The 18,576-nt window shown below is 68.8% G+C and carries 13 protein-coding genes; 9 read left to right on the forward strand and 4 right to left on the reverse strand.

Features of this window, described 5'->3' with window-relative positions:
- Positions 1–113: 113 nt before the first annotated feature.
- The 7 genes from NW895_RS39785 (at position 114) to aspA (ending at position 8,389) form a co-directional block, all read left to right on the forward strand.
- Positions 114–1,475 (forward strand): aminotransferase class III-fold pyridoxal phosphate-dependent enzyme, encoded by a 1,362-nt coding sequence (locus tag NW895_RS39785; protein ID WP_289942037.1) that lies wholly within the window; start codon positions 114–116, stop codon positions 1,473–1,475.
- A 23-nt stretch (positions 1,476–1,498) separates the two neighbouring features.
- A complete protein-coding gene (locus tag NW895_RS39790; protein ID WP_289942038.1) occupies positions 1,499–2,452 on the forward strand; it encodes a M14 family metallopeptidase in 954 nt (317 codons plus the stop codon).
- Complete coding sequence (locus NW895_RS39795) at positions 2,449–3,909, forward strand: aldehyde dehydrogenase family protein (RefSeq protein WP_289942039.1); 1,461 nt, start codon at positions 2,449–2,451, stop codon at positions 3,907–3,909. Before NW895_RS39790 ends, NW895_RS39795 begins: the two co-directional genes overlap by 4 nt.
- Entirely contained in the window at positions 3,906–4,844 is a 939-nt protein-coding gene (locus NW895_RS39800) for an aldo/keto reductase (protein WP_289942040.1), read from the forward strand. The genes NW895_RS39795 and NW895_RS39800 overlap by 4 nt, the downstream gene beginning before the upstream one ends.
- A 45-nt stretch (positions 4,845–4,889) precedes the next feature.
- Entirely contained in the window at positions 4,890–5,555 is a 666-nt protein-coding gene (locus tag NW895_RS39805) for a haloacid dehalogenase type II (protein WP_289942041.1), read from the forward strand.
- A gap of 48 nt (positions 5,556–5,603) precedes the next feature.
- The gene (locus tag NW895_RS39810) at positions 5,604–6,887 is read left to right on the forward strand and encodes an FAD-binding oxidoreductase (RefSeq protein WP_289942042.1); all 1,284 of its coding nucleotides are present in this window, start codon (positions 5,604–5,606) and stop codon (positions 6,885–6,887) included.
- A 92-nt stretch (positions 6,888–6,979) separates the two neighbouring features.
- Entirely contained in the window at positions 6,980–8,389 is a 1,410-nt protein-coding gene (gene aspA / locus NW895_RS39815) for an aspartate ammonia-lyase (RefSeq protein ID WP_289942043.1), read from the forward strand.
- A 111-nt stretch (positions 8,390–8,500) separates the two neighbouring features.
- On the opposite strand, the gene NW895_RS39820 is transcribed toward aspA, so the two are convergent.
- Positions 8,501–9,565: a phosphotransferase gene (locus NW895_RS39820; protein WP_289942044.1), complete on the reverse strand. Its 1,065-nt coding sequence runs from the start codon at positions 9,563–9,565 to the stop codon at positions 8,501–8,503.
- A gap of 22 nt (positions 9,566–9,587) precedes the next feature.
- Positions 9,588–10,937: an aspartate aminotransferase family protein gene (locus NW895_RS39825; protein ID WP_289942045.1), complete on the reverse strand. Its 1,350-nt coding sequence runs from the start codon at positions 10,935–10,937 to the stop codon at positions 9,588–9,590.
- 166 nt (positions 10,938–11,103) lie between these two features.
- Between NW895_RS39825 and NW895_RS39830 the strand changes: the two genes are divergently transcribed.
- A complete protein-coding gene (locus NW895_RS39830; RefSeq protein WP_289942047.1) occupies positions 11,104–12,273 on the forward strand; it encodes an ROK family transcriptional regulator in 1,170 nt (389 codons plus the stop codon).
- A 344-nt stretch (positions 12,274–12,617) separates the two neighbouring features.
- Here the strand turns inward: NW895_RS39830 and NW895_RS39835 are convergent, their stop codons facing one another.
- Positions 12,618–13,658 carry a LacI family DNA-binding transcriptional regulator gene (locus NW895_RS39835; RefSeq protein ID WP_289942048.1) on the reverse strand — a complete coding sequence of 347 codons (1,041 nt, stop codon included), beginning with the start codon at positions 13,656–13,658 and terminating at the stop codon, positions 12,618–12,620.
- Positions 13,659–14,067: 409 nt separating this feature from the next.
- On the opposite strand from NW895_RS39835, the gene NW895_RS39840 reads away from it, so the two are divergent.
- The gene (locus NW895_RS39840; protein ID WP_289942049.1) at positions 14,068–17,430 is read left to right on the forward strand and encodes a discoidin domain-containing protein; all 3,363 of its coding nucleotides are present in this window, start codon (positions 14,068–14,070) and stop codon (positions 17,428–17,430) included.
- A 28-nt stretch (positions 17,431–17,458) separates the two neighbouring features.
- Here the strand turns inward: NW895_RS39840 and NW895_RS39845 are convergent, their stop codons facing one another.
- Positions 17,459–18,442, reverse strand: coding sequence for a helix-turn-helix transcriptional regulator (locus NW895_RS39845; RefSeq protein WP_289942050.1), 984 nt, complete (start codon positions 18,440–18,442; stop codon positions 17,459–17,461).
- Between the last annotated feature and the right edge of the window lie 134 nt (positions 18,443–18,576).

The raw sequence follows: 18,576 nt of genomic DNA on the forward strand, positions 1-18,576 counted from the left end.
ATCCTCGCCCTCGGCCTGGTGGCCCTGGTGCGCTGGCTCGGCTCCGGCCGGCAGGAATCCCTGCTCTCGGTCGAGAACACGGTCGGCGTCGCCAACCCCGGAGGCGACGCCGTATGACCACCGCCACCGCTCAGCGGCACCTGCTGCTGAACATGACCGACAACGGCTCGCTCGCGCTGCCGGGTCAGGAACTGTTCGTCGTCCGCCGCGGCGAGGGCCCGTACGTCGATGACGCGGAAGGCAGGCGTTACATCGACGGCCTGTCAGGGCTGTACTGCTGCCAGCTCGGCTACTCCTACGGCCCCGAGTTCGCCGAGGCCGCCGAACGGCAACTGAGCGAGCTGTGCTACAGCCCGCTGTGGACCGGCTCCGCGCATCCCTCGGCCATCGAACTCGCCGAGCGGCTGTCCCGGATCGCCCCCGTCGACATCGAGCACACCTTCTTCTCGAGCGGTGGCGCCGAAGCCGTCGAGACCGCCTGGAAGATAGCCCGGCGCTACCACGCCCTGCGCGGCGAGCCGGGCCGCACCAAGGCGATCGCCCGGCGCGGCGCCTACCACGGCCTGACCGTAGGCGCGCTGTCGTTCACCGACGACCCCGGCCTGACGGAGCCGTACGGCCCGCCGGCGATCGACACCCGGTTCGTGTCGAACACCAACCGCTTCGGCCTGGCACCGGAGTTCGCGGACGACGAGGTGTACACGACGTGGCTGCTCGCCGAGCTGGAGGCCACGATCCTGGCCGAGGGCCCGGAGACCATCGCCATGCTCATCGCCGAGCCGGTGCAGAACCGCGGCGGCTGCATCACCCCGCCCCGGGGTTACTGGCAGGGGCTGCGGGCGCTGGCCGACCGCTACGGCTTCCTGCTCGTCGCCGACGAGGTCATCACGGCCTTCGGCCGGGTCGGGGAGTGGTTCGGCGGCGACCGCTACGGTGCCCGCCCGGACATGGTCACCGTCGCCAAGGGCATCACCGCCGGATACGCCCCGCTGGGCGCGACCCTCGTCGGCACCAAGGTCACCGAGGTCATCAACCGGCCCGGCGCGGTCCTCAACCACGGCTACACCTTCGCCGGACACCCGCTGAGCGCGGCCATCGCCCTGCGCAACCTGGAGATCATGGAGCGGGACCGGATCCTGGACAACGTCCGCGGTCTCCAGGGCGACCTGGCCAAGCGCATGGCAGCCCTCAAGGCCCTGCCCATCGTCGGTGACGTCCGCGGTACCGGGTTCTTCTACTCCTGCGAACTCGTCGGCGACCTCGACGACGGCGGCTTCAGCGCCGGCGCCCGAGCCGACCTGATCCTCGACCTGATCCCGCGCCGACTGCGCGAGTCCGGCCTGCTGGCCCGCGTCTACGACCGCTCCAGGCCGCTGGTCCAGATCGCGCCCCCGCTGATCAGCGACCGCGCGGTCCTCGACCGTATCGCCGCGATCATCGCGGGCACCCTCGCCGAGGCGTCCGCCCGCATCTGATCCACGTTTTGGGAAGGAACCACATGTACTCCATCGGTCCGCTGACCGTCGCCCCGGGCGAGCGCGCCCATGGCCTGATCCCGGTCGGCACCAGCAGCTACGGCGTGGAGCTCGGGATTCCGCTGATCGTCGTCAACGGCGCCCAGGACGGCCCGGTCCTGTGCGTGGACGCGGGCGTGCACGGCGACGAGTACGACGGCCAGGAGGCCATCCGCCGCGTGCTCGCCGACCTCGACCCGGCCACCCTGCGCGGCACCGTCGTCGGCATCCCCTGCCTGAACACCCCCGCCTTCGAGGCCGCAGCCCGCGCCAGCGGCATCGACCACCTCAACCTCAACCGCATCTTCCCGGGCGACGCGGAGGGCTCGTACTCGCAGCGGCTGGCCGCCACCTTCGTTGAGCAGGTCGTCCCCGCCGTCGACGCCGTGGTCGACCTGCACACCGGTGGCGCCTACGGCGAGATCGCCCCGCTGGTCATCCTCCAGGGCGGCTACGAGGACCTGGCCACCGACCTCGCCCTCGCCGCCGGGCACGAACTGGTCTGGAAGGGCGGGAAGTGGGGCGGCACGGTCCGCCACCCCGTCCTCGAAGCCGGCAAGCCCGCCATCACCATCGAGTGCGGCGGCGCCACGTACCGCGAGACCAACGTCGAGCACCACATGCACTCGGTCCGCAACATCCTGCGCCGGCTCGGGATGATCGACGGCGAGGCGGAGCTGCGGGACACCTACACGACGGTCTCCGGCACGTTCGCCCGCTCCGCCGCCGGCGGCTTCTTCGTCGCCCGCGCCGAGCCGGGGGAGACCTGCAAGGAAGGCGACCTGATCGCCACCATCACCGACCACTACGGCAACACGCTGGAAGAGGTCATCGCCCCTCAGGAGGGCATCGTGCTCTGGGTGCGCCGGATCCGCACGGTCCGTCCTGGCGACGAGGTCGTCATCTTCGGCGAGGTGCTGGGGGAGATCCAGCCATGACCGGCGAACTCCAGCTGACCGAGCTGCTGATCGACGGCAAGCAGGTGCCGGCCGCCGACGGCCGCTCCTTCACCGTCCTCGACCCGTCCAACGGCACGGCCATCGCCCAGGTGGCGCTGGCCGGCCAGGCCGATGTGGACCAGGCGGTGGCCGCCGCGCGCGCGGCCTTCACCGCTCCCGAGTGGGCCCGGATGCGGGCCGCCGACCGCGGCCGGATCCTGTACCGGATCGCGGAGGCCATCCGCTACCAGGGCGAACGGCTGGCCCGCCTGGAGAGCCAGGACGTCGGCAAGCCGCTGCGTCAGGCGAAGGCCGATGTCGAAGCGGCCGCCCGCTACTTCGAGTTCTACGCGGGCGTCGCCGACAAGCTCGGCGGCTCGACGATCCCGCTCGGCCCCGGCCTGCTCGACTACACCGTCCGTGAGCCGATCGGCGTCTCCGGCCACATCATCCCGTTCAACTACCCCCTCCAGAACACCGCGAGGGGCTCCGCCCCGGCGCTGGCCGCCGGCTGCACGGTGGTGCTCAAGCCGTCGCCCGAGGCGCCGCTCACCCCGCTGGAGATCGGCAGGATCGCCCTGGAGTGCGGTCTTCCGCCGGGCGTGCTGAACGTGGTCCCCGGCGACGGCGAGACCGGCGCGGCCCTCGCCGGTCACCCGGGCATCGACCAGGTCACCTTCACCGGTTCGGTGCCCACCGGCATCAAGGTCGCCCAGGCCGCCGCGGCCAACGTGGTGCCGTCCGTGACGGAGCTGGGCGGCAAGTCGCCCGTCGTCGTCTTCGCCGACGCCGACTTCGACCTGGCGCTCGGCGCCGTCGCCGCCTCCGCCTTCGGCAACGCCGGACAGACCTGCTCGGCCGGCACCCGGCTGCTGCTCCAGCGCGGCGCCGAGGAGTTCCTGGACAAGCTCGTCGCGCACGCCGCGTCCCTGCGCCTCGGCCCGGGTCTCACCGACCCGGACGTCGGCCCGCTCGTCGCCGCACGCCAGCGGGACCGGGTCCTCGGCTACCTGGAGCTGGCGCGGGAGGAGGGCGCCGTGGCACGGGCCGGCGGAGGCGCCCCCTCGGACCCCGCGCTGGCCGACGGCTACTTCGTGGAGCCGACCGTGCTGACCGGACTGGACAACCAGGCCCGTTGCGCCCGCGAGGAGATCTTCGGTCCCGTCGTCACGGTCATCGAGTTCGACGACGCGGCCGAGGCGCTGGAGATCGCAAACGACAGCCCGTACGGCCTCGCCTCGTACGTCTGGACTCGCGACATCGACAAGGCGATGCGCATGGCCGAGGGCATCCGGGCCGGCCAGGTCTACGTCAACGCCACCGGGATCGGCACCGGCGTCGAGCTCCCCTTCGGCGGCTACAAGCACAGCGGCTGGGGCCGGGAGAAGGGCCTTGAGGGCCTGGCCAGCTACCTGCAGACCAAGAACGTCTGCATCGGGTTCGGCAACCGGTCATGAGGTACCGTCCGCTCGGAGCGCGCGGCCCGACCGTCTCGGTGGTCGGCGTGGGCGGCAACAACTTCGGCAGCCGTCTCGGCGAGGACGGCACGAAGGCCGTGGTCCACGCCGCTCTCGACGCCGGGATCACCCTGTTCGACACCGCCGACATGTACGGCGGGTCCGGTGAGCGGGGTGGCTCGCGCGGCGACGGCGAACGCCTGCTGGGCGCCGCCCTCAAGGGCCACCGTGACGGCATCGTGCTCGCCACCAAGTTCGGCATGGAGATGAGCCGGGACGCCGACCTGTACGGTCCGCGCGGATCCCGTGCCTACATCCGGTACGCGGTGGAGGCGTCACTGCGCCGGCTCGGCACCGATCGGATCGACCTGTACCAGTACCACGAACCGGACGGCGTCACGCCGTTGGAGGAGACGGTCGCCGCGCTCCGGGAGCTGGTCGACGAGGGCAAGATCCGGTACATCGGCTGCTCCAACCTCCCGGCCGAGCAGGTCACGGACGCCTTCGTGTCCACCCAGGCGCGCTACCACCTGCTCGACCGCGGTGCGGAACGGGACCTCATCCCGGCCTGCCTGCACCACGGCCTCGGCCTGCTGCCGTACTACCCGCTGGCCAACGGCCTGCTCAGCGGGAAGTACCGCCGCGGCGAGGAGCCCCCGCCCGGAAGCCGCCTGTCCTGGCGGCAGGGCTGGCTCACCGACGCGGCCCTCGACAGGGTCGAGGCGCTCACCGCATACGGCGCCGAACGCGGTCTGACCCTCCTCCAGGTCGCGGTCGGCGCACTGGCGGCCCTGCCCGCCGTCGGCTCCGTCATCTGCGGCGCCATGACACCCGACCAGGTCACCGCCAACGCGGCGGCGGCCGACTGGACACCGAGCCCGGCCGACCTGGCCGCACTCGACGCCATCGTCGCCCCCGGCGAACGCGTCGTCTGAAGCCCCACCCCCTTTTAAAACCGCGAGAGACCAAGGCTGGACACCATGCGAGAGATCGTCACCTTCGACGCCTACGCCACCCTGATCAACTTCGAACTCGGCCCCACCACCCTGAAGGTCCTGGAGGACCGGCTCGACCTGGACAACCTGGATGTCGACGAGTTCCTCGACGACTTCCGCGTCATGCGCTTCCAGGCCGTTCTGGAGGCCTACCGCCCCTACCACGAGATCCTGCACTCCAGCCTGCGCAACGCCATGCGCCTGCACGGCCTGGAGTACCGCGAGACCGACGGCGAGGCGCTCGTGGACGCCGTCCCCACCTTCGGCCCCTGGCCGGAGGTCCCGGAGGCCCTGCGGAAGCTGAAGACCAAGTACGAGATCGCCATCATCTCCAACACCGACGACAACCTGATCGCGCGGAACGTCGAGAACATCGGCGTCGAGTTCGACTACGTCATCACCGCCCAGCAGGCCGGCGCCTACAAGCCGGACCGCCAGGCCTTCAAGCACGCCTTCCGGACCATGGGTGTCGAGTCGTCGCAGGTCATCCACGTCGCCCAGGGCTGGGAGTACGACCACATCCCGACCCGCGACCTCGGCCTGAAGCGCCGGGTGTGGATCAACCGCTACGGCCGCAAGGGCAGCGCCGACTACCAGCCCTACGACGAGCTGCCCGACCTGTCGGGCCTGCCGAAGCTCCTCGGCTGCTGACCGACGGCGCACCGGCGAAACAGACCGAAAAGACAGAGGACGCACGCCATGAAGCAGATCCCCTACTGGATGGACACAGCCCCCGCCCTGCCCGACCGCTCAGGGAAGGACCTGCCCGACGAGGCGGACGTGGTGGTGATCGGCGGCGGCCTCACCGGCCTGTCCACCGCTTACCACGCCGCCCGCAAGGGCGCCCGGGTCGTCCTCGTCGAGAAGGACCAGGTCGGTTCGGGCGCCTCCGGGCGCAACGGCAGCCACTGCAACCCCGGCATCACCATCAGCCCGGCCCAGGCCCGCCAGCGCTACGGGCAGGAGCGCGCCCGCGAGCTCTACGACGCGTTCCGCGATGCTGTGGACGTCGTCGAGGAGATCGCGGTCAAGGAGAAGATCGACTGCGACTTCCACCGTGCCGGGCGCCTCGGCTTGGTCTGCAAGCCCAAGCACCTCGAGGGCATGCACGCCAAGCAGCGCGACCTGGCCGAGAACTTCGGCCACGAGACGGTCGTCCTGAGCAAGAGCGAGCTGCGCGCCGAGCTGGGCTCGGATCACTACCACGGCGCCCTGCTCGACCCGCTCGGCGCAGCCCTGCACGTGGGCAAGTTCGTCGTCGGCCTGGCGGACGCCGCCGAGCGTGCCGGTGCCGAGATCCACGAGCGCAACGCCGCCACGGGCCTCACCCGCCTCCCCGGCGGCGGCTTCGTGGTGGAGACCATGCGCGGCACCATCCGTGCCAAGCAGGTCATGGCGGCGACGGATGCCTACACCGACAATTCGATGCCGTGGTTCCGCAAGCGGCTGATCAACGTCGGCAGCTTCATCATCGTCACCGAGCCGCTGGGGGAGGCGCGCGCCAAGGAGCTCATCCCCAACGGCCGCCTGCTGGTCGCCCATAAGAATGTCGGCAACTACATCCGTCTCACGCCGGACAACCGCCTCGCCTTCGGCGGCCGGGCCCGCTTCGCCCCCTCCAACCCGGCCTCCGACGTCAAGAGCGGGGACATCCTCAAGCGGGAGATGACCGAGATCTTCCCGCAGCTCGCGGGGGTGCGCATCGACTACGTGTGGGGCGGCATGGTCGGTTTCTCCTGGGACCGCATCCCGCACGCGGGCGAGGTCAACGGCCTGTACTACTCCATGGGTTACTGCGGCCACGGCGTCCAGATGGCCACGTACATGGGCCGCGCGGTCGCCGAGATGATGGACGGCAACCCCGAGGCCAACCCGATGCGCGGCTTCGGCTTCCCGAAGGTGCCCGTCCCCTTCTACAACGGCACACCCTGGTTCCTGCCGTTCGGCGGCGCCTATTACAAGGCGAAGGATCGCCTGCTCTGAGCAGGTACCGACGTCGGTGACACCACGGGGGCCTTCCGCACCACTGCACGGAAGGCCCCCACCATGCCTCCCGAGAGAAGGCCCCCAGCCTCATGAACGCCGCCACCCGCGTTGAGCACGACTTGCTCGGCGACCGGGATGTCCCCGCCGACGCCTACTGGGGTGTGCACACCCTGCGCGCCACGGAGAACTTCCCGATCACCGGCACTCCCATCTCCGCCTACCCGCACCTGATCGACGCCCTCGCCGCCGTCAAGGAGGCCGCCGCCCTGGCGAACGAGGAGCTGGGGCTGCTGCAGCCCGAGAAGGCGACCGCGATCGTCGCCGCGTGCCGGGAGATCCGGTTCGGCAAGCTGCACGAGCAGTTCGTCGTCGACGTCATCCAGGGCGGTGCCGGCACCTCGACGAACATGAACGCCAACGAGGTCGTGGCGAACCGGGCGTTGGAGCTGCTGGGCCACGCGAAGGGTGAGTACCGGTTCCTGCACCCGAACGAGGACGTCAACCTGGGTCAGTCGACCAATGACGTGTACCCGACCGCGGTCAAGATCGCGACGGTGTTCGCGGTGCGCGGGTTGCTCAAGGCGATGGCTGTACTGCAGGACGCCTTCGCCGGCAAGGCCGTCGAGTTCCGCGACGTGCTCAAGATGGGCCGTACACAGTTGCAGGACGCGGTACCGATGACGCTCGGGCAGGAGTTCTCGGCGTACGCCGTCATGATCGAGGAGGACCGGTCACGTCTTGCCGAGGCAGTCGAGCTGATCCATGAGATCAACCTGGGCGCGACGGCCATCGGAACGGGGCTGAACGCCCCGGCCGGATACGCGGAAGCCGCCCGCAGGCATTTGTCCGACATCACCGGCCTGCCGCTGGTGACCGCGGCCAATCTGGTCGAGGCCACCCAGGACTGCGGGGCGTTCGTGCAGATGTCCGGGGTGCTCAAGCGGATCGTCGTCAAGTTGTCCAAGAGCTGCAACGACCTGCGTCTGCTGTCGTCGGGGCCGCGTGCGGGCCTGGGTGAGATCAACCTGCCGCCGGTGCAGGCGGGTTCGTCGATCATGCCCGGCAAGGTGAACCCGGTGATTCCCGAGGTCGTCAACCAGGTCGCCTTCGAGGTGATCGGCAACGATGTGGCCATCACCATGGCCGCCGAGGCCGGACAGCTCCAGCTCAACGCCTTCGAGCCGATCATCCTGCACTCCCTGTCGGAGAGCATCGCGCACCTGCGCAACGCCTGCCTGATCCTGGCCGAGCGCTGCGTGAACGGCATCACCGCCAACACCGAGACGCTGCGTGCGACCGTCGAGAACTCCATCGGCCTCGTCACCGCCCTGAACCCGCACATCGGGTACACGGCGGCCACCGACATCGCCAAGGAGGCCCTCGTCAGCGGCCGGGGTGTGGCCGAACTCGTCCTCGAGAAGGGCCTGTTGCCCGCCGAGACGCTCGCCGGCCTGCTCCGCCCGGAGGTCGTGGCCGGCAGTGGTCAGGTACTGGCCTGACGCGCCCGACCTTTCGGCAGCAGTGCGTCGAGGACGGCCCGGCAGGTTTCCTCCGGGGTCCGGGCGGGGCCTGCCAGGGCGTCGTGCAGCATGGGTGCGCAGGGGGCGACGTCAGAACGCTCGGAGTTGCGCAATGACGTCGCCCAGGGGTACGGCCATGGCCCGCCCGACGTTGATCCAGTCGTCCTTGGCGTGGCCGAGGAGGTAGTCGCGCCGTTCTGGTACGCGCTCCGCGCGCCAGTTCGTGATCAGCGCGCGCAGCGTGAGTCGTGCCAGCGCGGCAATCGGCAGCAGCGGAAGTTCCCAGTCCGCGATGGGGCGTGCCCGTTCGTAGCCGGCGACGAAGGCGCAGGCATCCAGCCAGGGATGATCCGGCGCCCGCCCGAGCAGGTTCGCCAGGGAGACAGCAGGGTCGAAGATCACGGCAGTGCGCATAGTGTCACCGAAGTCGATGACGCCGGTGACAAAGTCGTCGCTTCGCGGATCCACCACAACGTTGTAAGGGCTGTAGTCGCCGTGGATCACCTGCGTTTCGAGATCATTCAGCCTCGGGACGATGGCTCCGTCGAAAAGCCGGAAGACCTCCTGAGCCAACTGACGGTGCTCGGTATTCGGCGTGTGCTCGACAAGTCCGGTCAGCTGGTGGAAGTGCTGAATGTCCCATACCAACCCTCGTCGGTCCGCAGGGTGCTCAAATGCTTTCAGTGCCACGTCGATTCGGCCCAGCATCTCGCCCACCTTGGCGAGCTGTTCCGCGGTTGGATGCGTTCGTGCCAGGACCGGACCTTCGACGAAGTCGAACACCCGCAGGACCCGAGTCCTGCCGTCGTTCGTTCTGATGGCCACGCGGTCGTCTCCGTCGACGGTCAGCTTCACCCGCTGGACCGGCAATTCCGGAGCGGCGCCTTGGAGAAAACGCATCACGGCGGTCTGCAGAGCGACAACCCTCTCTGCCTCGTCAGGGGGTGAAACCTTCACGAGGTAGTCGTTCGAGTCGGTCCTGAGTCTGAACGTGTCGTCCTTCTCCGTCGCCAGTCGCTCGAGACGTCCGCCGAGGTGGTAACGCCTCTCAAGCAGGGCGCTCACCAGCATGACGTCGATGGGCTCGTGAGACGATGCCAGGCCGCTCTCCTCGAAGAGCCGTTGAGCGATTCTCATTGCCGGTGAGGTGTTCATGATCAGTTCCTTGGCCAGCCTGCTACAGACGGTCCTTCGCGACCTCGGAGAAGGTCTCCAGGAATCGGGTCACATCGGCGGAGGTGAAGGCCAGCGGAGGGCGGATCTTCAGAACGTTCGCCGCTTTGCCCGTGCCGCTGATGAGGATCCGACGGTCGCGCATGTCGTTGATGACGTCTTCGGCACGTGAGCGGTCGGGCTCCAGCGTCTCCCGGTCCTTGACGAGCTCCACACCGACGTAGAGACCGCTGCCGCGCACCTCAGCTATGTAAGGGGAATCCTTCGTGATCTCCTGGAGCCCTGCGCGCAGAGCCGTACCGTTCTCGAGAGCGCGCTGCTGCACGTTCTCCTTCTCGAAGACATCCAGTACTGCGGCGCCGGCGGCCACAGGGATCGAGCTGCCGGCGAAGGTGTTGAAGTAGCGAACGTTCTGTCCGAACTCTTCGCAGACCTCGGGGCGGAAAACCACACCGGAGATCGGCAATCCGTTACCCATCGGCTTACCCATGGTGACGATGTCCGGCAGCACACCGTGGCGGCTGAAACCCCACATCGACTCCCCGAGCCTGGCGAATCCCGACTGTACCTCGTCCGCGATGTAGACACCGCCGGCCGCGTGCACCTCCTCCACCACGGCCTTCATGTAACCGACCGGGTCCGTGAAGATTCCATCGCTGGAGTAGGCGCAGTCGGTGATCAGCGCCGCGAGGCGGTAACCGTGGCGCTCGAGGTCGTCGATCGCGCCGCGCACCTGGTTGCGCATGTGCTCGGCGAGCGTGGATCCGGGCGGGACGAGGCGCGGGTCAGGAGGATCGATGAGCCGGACGTTCGGACCCAGCGGTGATCCCGTGCCCAGAGTCGGCGAGAAGCTCGCCACCTCACGAGTGAGGCCGTGGTAGGCCCAGCGGGTCACGATGATTCCCTCACCGCCGGTGTGGAACCTCGCCACCCGCACCGCGAGGTCGTTGGCCTCCGACCCGCTGCACGCGAGACTCAGCTTCGACAGCTCCTCGGGGAAGGTCGCGAGAAGCCGCTCCGCGTAGTCGACCAGCGACTCCTGGACATAGCGGGTGTTGGTGTTGACTGCCGCCATCTGGCGGGAGACGGCCTCGGCCACGTGCGGGTGGGCGTGCCCGACGCACGGAACGTTGTTGTACGCGTCGAGGTAGTCGTTGCCGTCGCGGTCGATCAGGTGGGCGCCGTGACCGGAGACGAACTCGACCGGCTGCTTGTAGATGAGCGTATAGCCAGGACCGAGCACTCTGTTCCGGCGTCGGATGGTCTCCTGGAGGTGTTCGGGGAGCTCGCTCAGTCCGCCCGGGTCGAACCGGTTGGGGTAGTGGGCGAGGGCTCGGCTCAGCGTCGAAGTCATCGTAGGCACACCTTTCGTCCTGGTTCCGTCGGAGGTGCTCGCTGCTGTGGCTGAGATCCTACCATTTTTAGTTCCAGTTCCAAACTGAAACAATAACCGTCGGAGGGCGTTCGACCCCCTGCCGGGCCCGGCTCGCTCGGTGTATCGGGCTCGATATGGTCATGAGGTGACCAGCAACCCCACATCGCGCGACTACAACAAGGCCTCGGTCCTTGATGTGGTCCTGACCCGGGCGCCCTTGACGCGGAACGAGCTCATCGAGCTCACGGGCTTGAGCAAGGCCACGGTGTCCCGAGCCGTGGAGGAGCTTCGGGCGGATGGCTTCGTCATCGACGGCGGAGTCGATGAGGTTGTCGGCCGCGGCCGCCGGTCCACCTATCTGGACGTGCCCGGCACGACGGGGCACGTGGTCGGTATCAGCTTCGGCGCGCAGACCACCTGCGTCCTGGTGACCGATCTGAGGGGCCGCGAGGTCCACCACGTGACGGTTCCCACCGAGGACCACGACGCGGTCAGGACCGGCGCCGAATGGCTGGTCGGCTTGATCGCGAAGGCCAGCGAATCCGCACAGGGACCACTGCGCCAGGTCGTCGCCGCGGTGCCGGGCCGGGTCCGGGACGGCAAGGAGATCTTCGGCCCGGCGGAGCCGATGAAGATCTTCGCTGGCTCTGATCTTCAGCGAGCCATGGAAGACCTGATCAATGCTCCCGTGCTCATGGACAGTGACGCCAATGCGTCCTTGCTCGGGATCCTCACGAACGACCCCACCGTCAGGAACGCCGCGCTCTTCAGCCTCAGCACCAACCTGAACTTCGCCAGCTGCACAGATCACGAGCTGGCCCGCGGGCGGACGCCTGCCTTCGGGGACATTGGCGTGCTCTCCTCCGGGGTTGACGATGAGATCCTCGACGAGCTGCTGAGCACAAGAGGTCTTCTTCGCTTTGCTCGTGGGCGCGGACTCCACCTGGAACGCATCGAAGATCTCTGGCTGGAGCCGCACGAAGAGATGCCGCACGCCGAGGTGCTGGAAGCGTTCACCACGGCGATCGCGACCGCTGTCAGCGTCGTCGCCGTGATGCTGGATCCTGAATCGGTCTATTTCGTGGGTCGATTGCGCCCGCTCGTCGAAGAAGTGCTTCCCGAGGTGCGCAGACGACTGGACCAGAGCCTTCCGGCGGTCCCGGAGATCAGGACGGTGACGCAGGTGCTCGGCCTGTCGACGGCAGAAGGCGCGGTGTACGCGTGCCTGGCCATGGCTCAGGACCGGCTACGAGACGCTGTGCTCGGGGCACGCCGCCAGAGCCGGCCTACAGAGCGCTCCGCACCAGCCTTCTGACTCGGCCACCAATCCCACCTGTCGTAGGCGTTCGTAGGGGCCGGCCGGAGAGGGCGCCGTGGGGGCGATGGTGGTTGTAGTAGTCCTCCCACTCCTTTGCCGTTGAAGAGGTTGAGTCGATGGGTTGTCGGCGCCATGTCCACGCAGGACTGCGGGTTGGCGGAGATGATCCGGCTGTCGGGCCAGGAGGTCAAGGCTCATGCCGACCGCATTCTTCACGCTGTGTGCAACGTTATATGTCTGAAACGACTCAACCCTGATGCGGACGTCAGCCAGCCGCGTCGTCGGCGGTGTCCGTCCGACGTGGTTCCGCCCGCCTCGTCGTGAGAGGGCGTGGCTGTTGATCAGGCGCGGGGCGGTGCCGTGCTGCCGCGCGTCACCAGGTGCGGTGTCGAGGCCATGACGACCGCACGGTCACGCCGCTTCTCGATGCGTTCCAGCAGCAGCCGGGCCGCGGTCTCGCCCATCATGGCGCCCGCCTGGTCGACGCTGGTCAGGCTCACCGGCGCGAGGGCGGCCACGGAGGTGTTGTTGTATCCGGCGATCGAGAGGTCGTCGGGGACGCGCAGGCCGAGTTCGGCGGCGGCCCTGAACACACCCGTCGCGGCGACGTCCGCGCCGGCGAAGACCGCGGTAGGCGGGCGGGTGGAGGTGAGCAGTTCCCTCGCGCCGCGATAGCCGCCCTCGTCCGAGTATCCGGAGTGCACGACTCGGGCCAGGTCCGTCAGACCGTGGCGGGCCATCGCCGCATGGTAGGCGGCCCGGACGTGATGCTCGGGCCGCTGCTCCCACTGGCTGCCGCGCACGGTCGGATGCGAGATGTGGGCGATGTCCCGGTGCCCGAGGCCGACCAGGTGGTCGACGACGAGGTCGACGCCGGCCCCGTCCTGGTTGACGACGCAGTCGTACGCCGGCGAGGGGTCGTGGTGGCCGATCACCACCGTCGGCACCTCGGACGCGATGCGCACCACCTCCGAACGGGGGACGGCGGGCGCGATCAGGATCAGGCCGTCCATCTGCCGGTCCACCATGGCGTGGATCAGCTTGGTCTGGTCCTCCAGCTCCGAGGAGACGCTGGAGCCGATGAACAGCGCGTACTCGGTGTTCCGCAGTTGCGCGTCCACCCCTTCCAGGAGGTCGGCGTAGAAGGCGTTGCGGATGCTCGCGAGCAGAACGCCGATCGTGTAGGTGCGGCCCCGCATACCCCGGGCGGCCGCGTGCGGGCGGTAGCCCAGCTCGGCCATGGCCGTCTGGACGCGCTCCCGCATCGCGGGGCTCACCCCGTAGGCGTTGCGCAGCACCTTCGACACCGCGGAGGTGGACACGCCCGCGCTGCGCGCGACGTCGGTGATGGTGACCCTTTTCGAGCCGCCTGCCGGTTGCATGGGGCCCCCTCCGTTGTCGTGCGCCGCTCTGCCCCTGTTGGTGTGTCCGGAACGTTACTCGCCGATGGCTTGACGGCTCCGGCCTGTTCGCTTCAACCTTTGGGGCATCCCTTCGTGGAACGTTACACGAAGGGATGCGCATGACAGGGCCCGTCGATGGGTGATTGCGGTACAGCCGGTTCGCCCAGGGTGTCAGCCGCCGGCCTCGCCGCCCTGTGCTCCTCGGGTCGGCCCGTGCCGGCGTTCGTCGCGTCGCTGCCTGAGGTGTCGCACCGACTGATTGAAACGATTCACCCTCCAAGCGAAGGATCATCCATGAGGTGAACCACTGGGCCCATCCCGGCCCGCCCGGAACCGACACCTCTGTGATCCCCCCGCGACCACCCCCTCGAAAGCAGGAGAGCCCGCCATGCCTGACATCTCGCGTCGGTCCGCTCTGTGCTCGGCCATAGCCGTCGCCCTCGCTCCGGCCCTCGGCTCGGTGCTTCTGCCGGGGCTCGCTCCCGCTGCGGCCGCCGCGGTGTCCTGGGCCGCGAAGTGGATCTGGGCACCGTCCAGTTCGGCGAACCAGTGGGTGGCCTTCCGCAGATCGTTCACCCTCGCTTCGGCGCCGTCGAAGGCGGTGACGCAGATCGCGGCGGACTCGAAGTACTGGCTGTGGGTGAACGGCACGCTGGTGGTCTTCGAGGGCGGACTCAAGCGGGGCCCCAACCGTACGGACACCTACTACGACGAGATCGACCTCGCCCCGTACCTGAAGGCCGGTGGCAACACGGTGGCGTTGCTGGTGTGGTACTTCGGCAAGCAGGGCTTCTCGCACAACAGCAGCGGCAAGGGCGGGCTGCTCTTCCAGTCGGACATCGAGGTCGGTTCCACGACCACCCGGCTGGTCAGCGACACCAGCTGGAAGCACACCGTCCACCCGGGCTACTCGAACAACACCAGCGGTACGCAGGTCAACTTCCGGCTGCCCGAGTCCAACGTCTACTACGACGCCCGCAACGCCACGGGTATGGCCGACTGGCAGTCCTCCGGATTCAACGACAGTTCCTGGAGCGCGCCGACCGACTTCGGTGCCGTGGGCTCCGCGCCCTGGAACGCGCTCGTGCAGCGGCCGATCCCGCAGTTCCGCTACTCCGGCCTCAAGACGTACGCCAACGCCTCGTCCCTCCCGAGCAGCGGGCAGGGCTTCACCGCGATCTCGGCCACCCTGCCGTCCAACCTCCAGGTCACCCCGTTCCTGAAGGTGGACGCGCCGGCCGGTGCGGTGATCGGCATCCAGACCGACCACTACGACGACGGTGCGGGCCTGGTGGGCATCGAGCCGGGGACGCAGTACAACATGCGCGCCACCTATGTCTGTGCGGGCGGTGTGCAGGAGTTCGAGTCGCCGGCGTGGATGAGCGGTACGGCCGTGCGGTACACGATTCCGGCGGGTGTGACGATCCTGGAGCTGAAGTACCGCGAGTCCGGCTACGACACGGACTTCGCCGGGTCGTTCAGCAGCAGCGACGCCTTCCTGGACACCCTGTGGACCAAGGCCGCCCGCACCATGTACGTGAACATGCGGGACAACTACATGGACTGTCCCACGCGTGAGCGGGCCCAATGGTGGGGAGATGTGGTCAACCAGCTCAAGGAGGGCTTCTACACCTTCGACACCAGGTCCCACGCCCTCGGCGAGAAGGCCATCGCCCAGCTCGCCGCCTGGCAGAAGTCCAGCGGTGCGCTGTACTCACCGGTCCCCTCGACGATCTGGACCGCCGAACTGCCCGTGCAGATGCTGGCGTCGGTGTGGTCGTTCTGGACGTACTACCTCTACACCGGCAACGCCGATGCCGTCACTGTCGCCTACCCGGCGGTGAAGCAGTACCTGAACCTGTGGAGCCTGGACAGCGACGGCCTGGTCAACCACCGGGCCGGTGACTGGGACTGGGAGGACTGGGGCAGCAACATCGACGCCCGCGTCCTGGACAACTGCTGGTACCACCTGGCTCTGGACACCGCGGCCAAGCTCGCCGGGCTCAGCGGCAACAGCGGGGACGTCGCCGGCTGGAAGGCCAGGCGCGACAGCATCAAGGCCAACTTCGACCGCGTCCTGTGGAACGCGTCCAGGAACGAATACCGCTCGCCCGGCTACACCGGCGACACCGACGACCGCGCCAACGGTCTCGCCGTCGTCGCCGGGCTGGCCCCCGCGTCCCGCTACCGGGCGATCACCGAGGTCCTGCGCACCCACCTCAATGCCAGCCCGTACATGGAGTTCTACGTCCTGGAGGCGCTGTATCTGATGGGCGCGGCCACGGTCGCCGAGGAGCGGATGCGCAACCGCTTCGCCGCCCAGGTCGCCGACCCGGCCTGCCACACCCTGTGGGAGGTGTGGGTCAAGTCGGAAGGCACCGACAACCACGCCTGGAACGGCGGCCCGCTGTACGCGCTGTCCGCCTACGCTGCGGGTGTCCGCCCCACCAAGCCCGGCTGGGAGACGTACGAGGTCATCCCTCGCACCGGCACCCTCAGCAAGATCAACACCGTGACGTCCACCGTCGAGGGCGACATCCGCTTCGGCATCACCCGCGACGGCACCAAGGTGACGCTGACGCTCACCTCGCCGGACGGGACGACCGCGCGCGCGGGTGTCCCGACCTACGGAGGCCCGTCCCCGGTCATCAAGGCGAACGACATCACCGTCTTCACCGGCGGCTCCTCCACCGGCAGCGTCGGCGGACTGTCCTACGACGGCAAGGACTCCGCTTACGTGTACTTCGTCGTCCAGCCCGGCACCTGGACGTTCACGGCGACCGGCGTGGGCCGTCTGGACGACCTCGCCCTGAATCGGCCGGTCACCAGCAACAACAGCCTGGAGAACAGCAACTGGGGCCGGAACCGGCTCACCGACGGCACACTCACCAGCGTGAACGGGGCCAAGGGCTACACCAGCAACGACTTCCCCTCCGCCGACGTGAGTGCCAACCCGGTGTGGGTGGAGATCGACCTCGGGGCCGACACCGACCTCGACGCCGTACGTCTCTTCCCCCGAACGGACACCGCTGCGGCGGGCGGGGGCACGGCGGGCTTCCCGGTCGACTTCACGATCCAGACCCGGCCCGACGGATCCAGCACCTACACGACCGTCCGCACCGTCACCGGGCAGGCGAACCCCGACGGGCTGGTGCAGACGTACGGCTTCAGGACCACCACCGCCCGCTACGTCCGCCTCCAGGCCACGAAGCTGGGCACCCCCGCCTCCGACGAGAACACCAAGTACCGCCTCCAACTCGCCGAACTCACCGTCCCCACCGCCGGCACCACCGTCACCGCCAACTACACGCTGGAGAACGCCGACTGGGGCAAGACCCGGGTCCTGGACGGCACCCTCACCAGCGCGGCCGGCGCCAAGGGCTTCACCAGTATCGACTTCCCCTCCGCCGATGTGAGCGGCACACCGGTGTGGATCGAGGTCGACCTCGGCGCCGACCGGGCCATCGGACAGGTCACCCTCCACCCCCGCACCGACACCGGCGGAGCGGGCGGCGGTACGGCGGGCTTCCCGGTCGACTTCACCTTCCAGACCCGCACCGACGGCGGAACCACCTACACCACCGCCCGCACCATCACCGGTGAGCCCAACCCGAACGGAGTCGCCCAGACCTACACCCTGACCTCCGCCAACGGCCGCTACCTGCGCCTGGGAGTCACCAGGCTCGGCAGGCCCGCCTCCGACGAGACCAGCAAGTACCGCCTGCAGCTGGCGGAGATCCGCATCAAGTAACACACCCTCCCCTCAACGGTCCGGCCGATCAGACCCAGCCCAGCCGGGCAGCCTTGACCCCCAGTTCGAACCGGCTGCGCGCATCGATCCGGGAGAGCATCTCGGCGACCATCCGGCGCTCGGTGCGCACAGAGACGCCGAGCTGCCGGGCGACCACTTCGTCCTTCTCGCCGTCGGCCAGCAGGCGGAGCAACTCCCGCTCCTGCGCACTGATCCCGTCGAACGGTCTCCCGGGCGGTTCCTCGAACAGCTCGGCGTCCTTCCAGTGCGCCTCGAAAAGCGCGTGCAGGGCGCGGACCACCGGAGCGCTGCGGATGACCAGTGCGGTGGCCCGCGCCGACACCGGATCGCCCGGGATGACGGCCGTCTCACGGTCCACGACGAGGAGGCGCATGGGGAGGGTGGGGGCCAGCCGGACCTCACTGCCGAGTTGCCGCGCCCGCCGTACGTACCGGTACGTCGCCCGGTCCTTGGTGATGCTCTGCAGATAGAGGCTGCGGAACCTGACCCCGCGCAGCATGGCCTTCTCGTTCAGCGGCTGGCCCGCCTCGATGGCCTCGGTGGGCAGAGCCCCACCGGGGAGGAAGGAGAGGACCTCCTCGGCGCATTCGCTGGCGAGTGTCTCCAGACGCGTGCGAATGCGGTCGATGCCCAGCAGCAGTTCGCTTCCCTCGTAGCCGCTGCTCTCCTCGTACGCGGAGTACTCCGCGGCCAGGGTGTCCAGGGCCGCCCGCGTCTGGCCGATGCGCTCCTGCCGTAACGCCAGTTCCTGCTGCTCACGCTGGAGCACCAGCTCCAGACCGATCTGTGGGCTCACCGCTCGGACCGTGTCCGGGTGTTCCCAGGAGGGCCTCAGCATGGAGAGGGCGACGAGCCTTTCCACGGAGGCCCGGATCTCGGCCTCGGACACGGACAGCCGCTCCGCCAGGCGTCCCACGTCGTGTTGCCGGTGAAGCAGTATGGCGCGGTAGACGGCGAGGTCCTCCGCGCTCAGTGCCGAGGGTTCTGCCATGTGGACGCGTCCTTCCCGGGCCTCCAACAGCTTCGTCCGGGCGGTCATGGTCCCACAGGGCCTGGACCGGCACCTCCCGGGAATCGGACACTCCCCCTCCTTGTCCGCTTTCCGCCTCCTGCCGTCCCGCCGCC

The organism is Streptomyces sp. S.PNR 29 (assembly GCF_030386795.1).
Classification (GTDB): Bacteria; Actinomycetota; Actinomycetes; order Streptomycetales; family Streptomycetaceae; genus Streptomyces.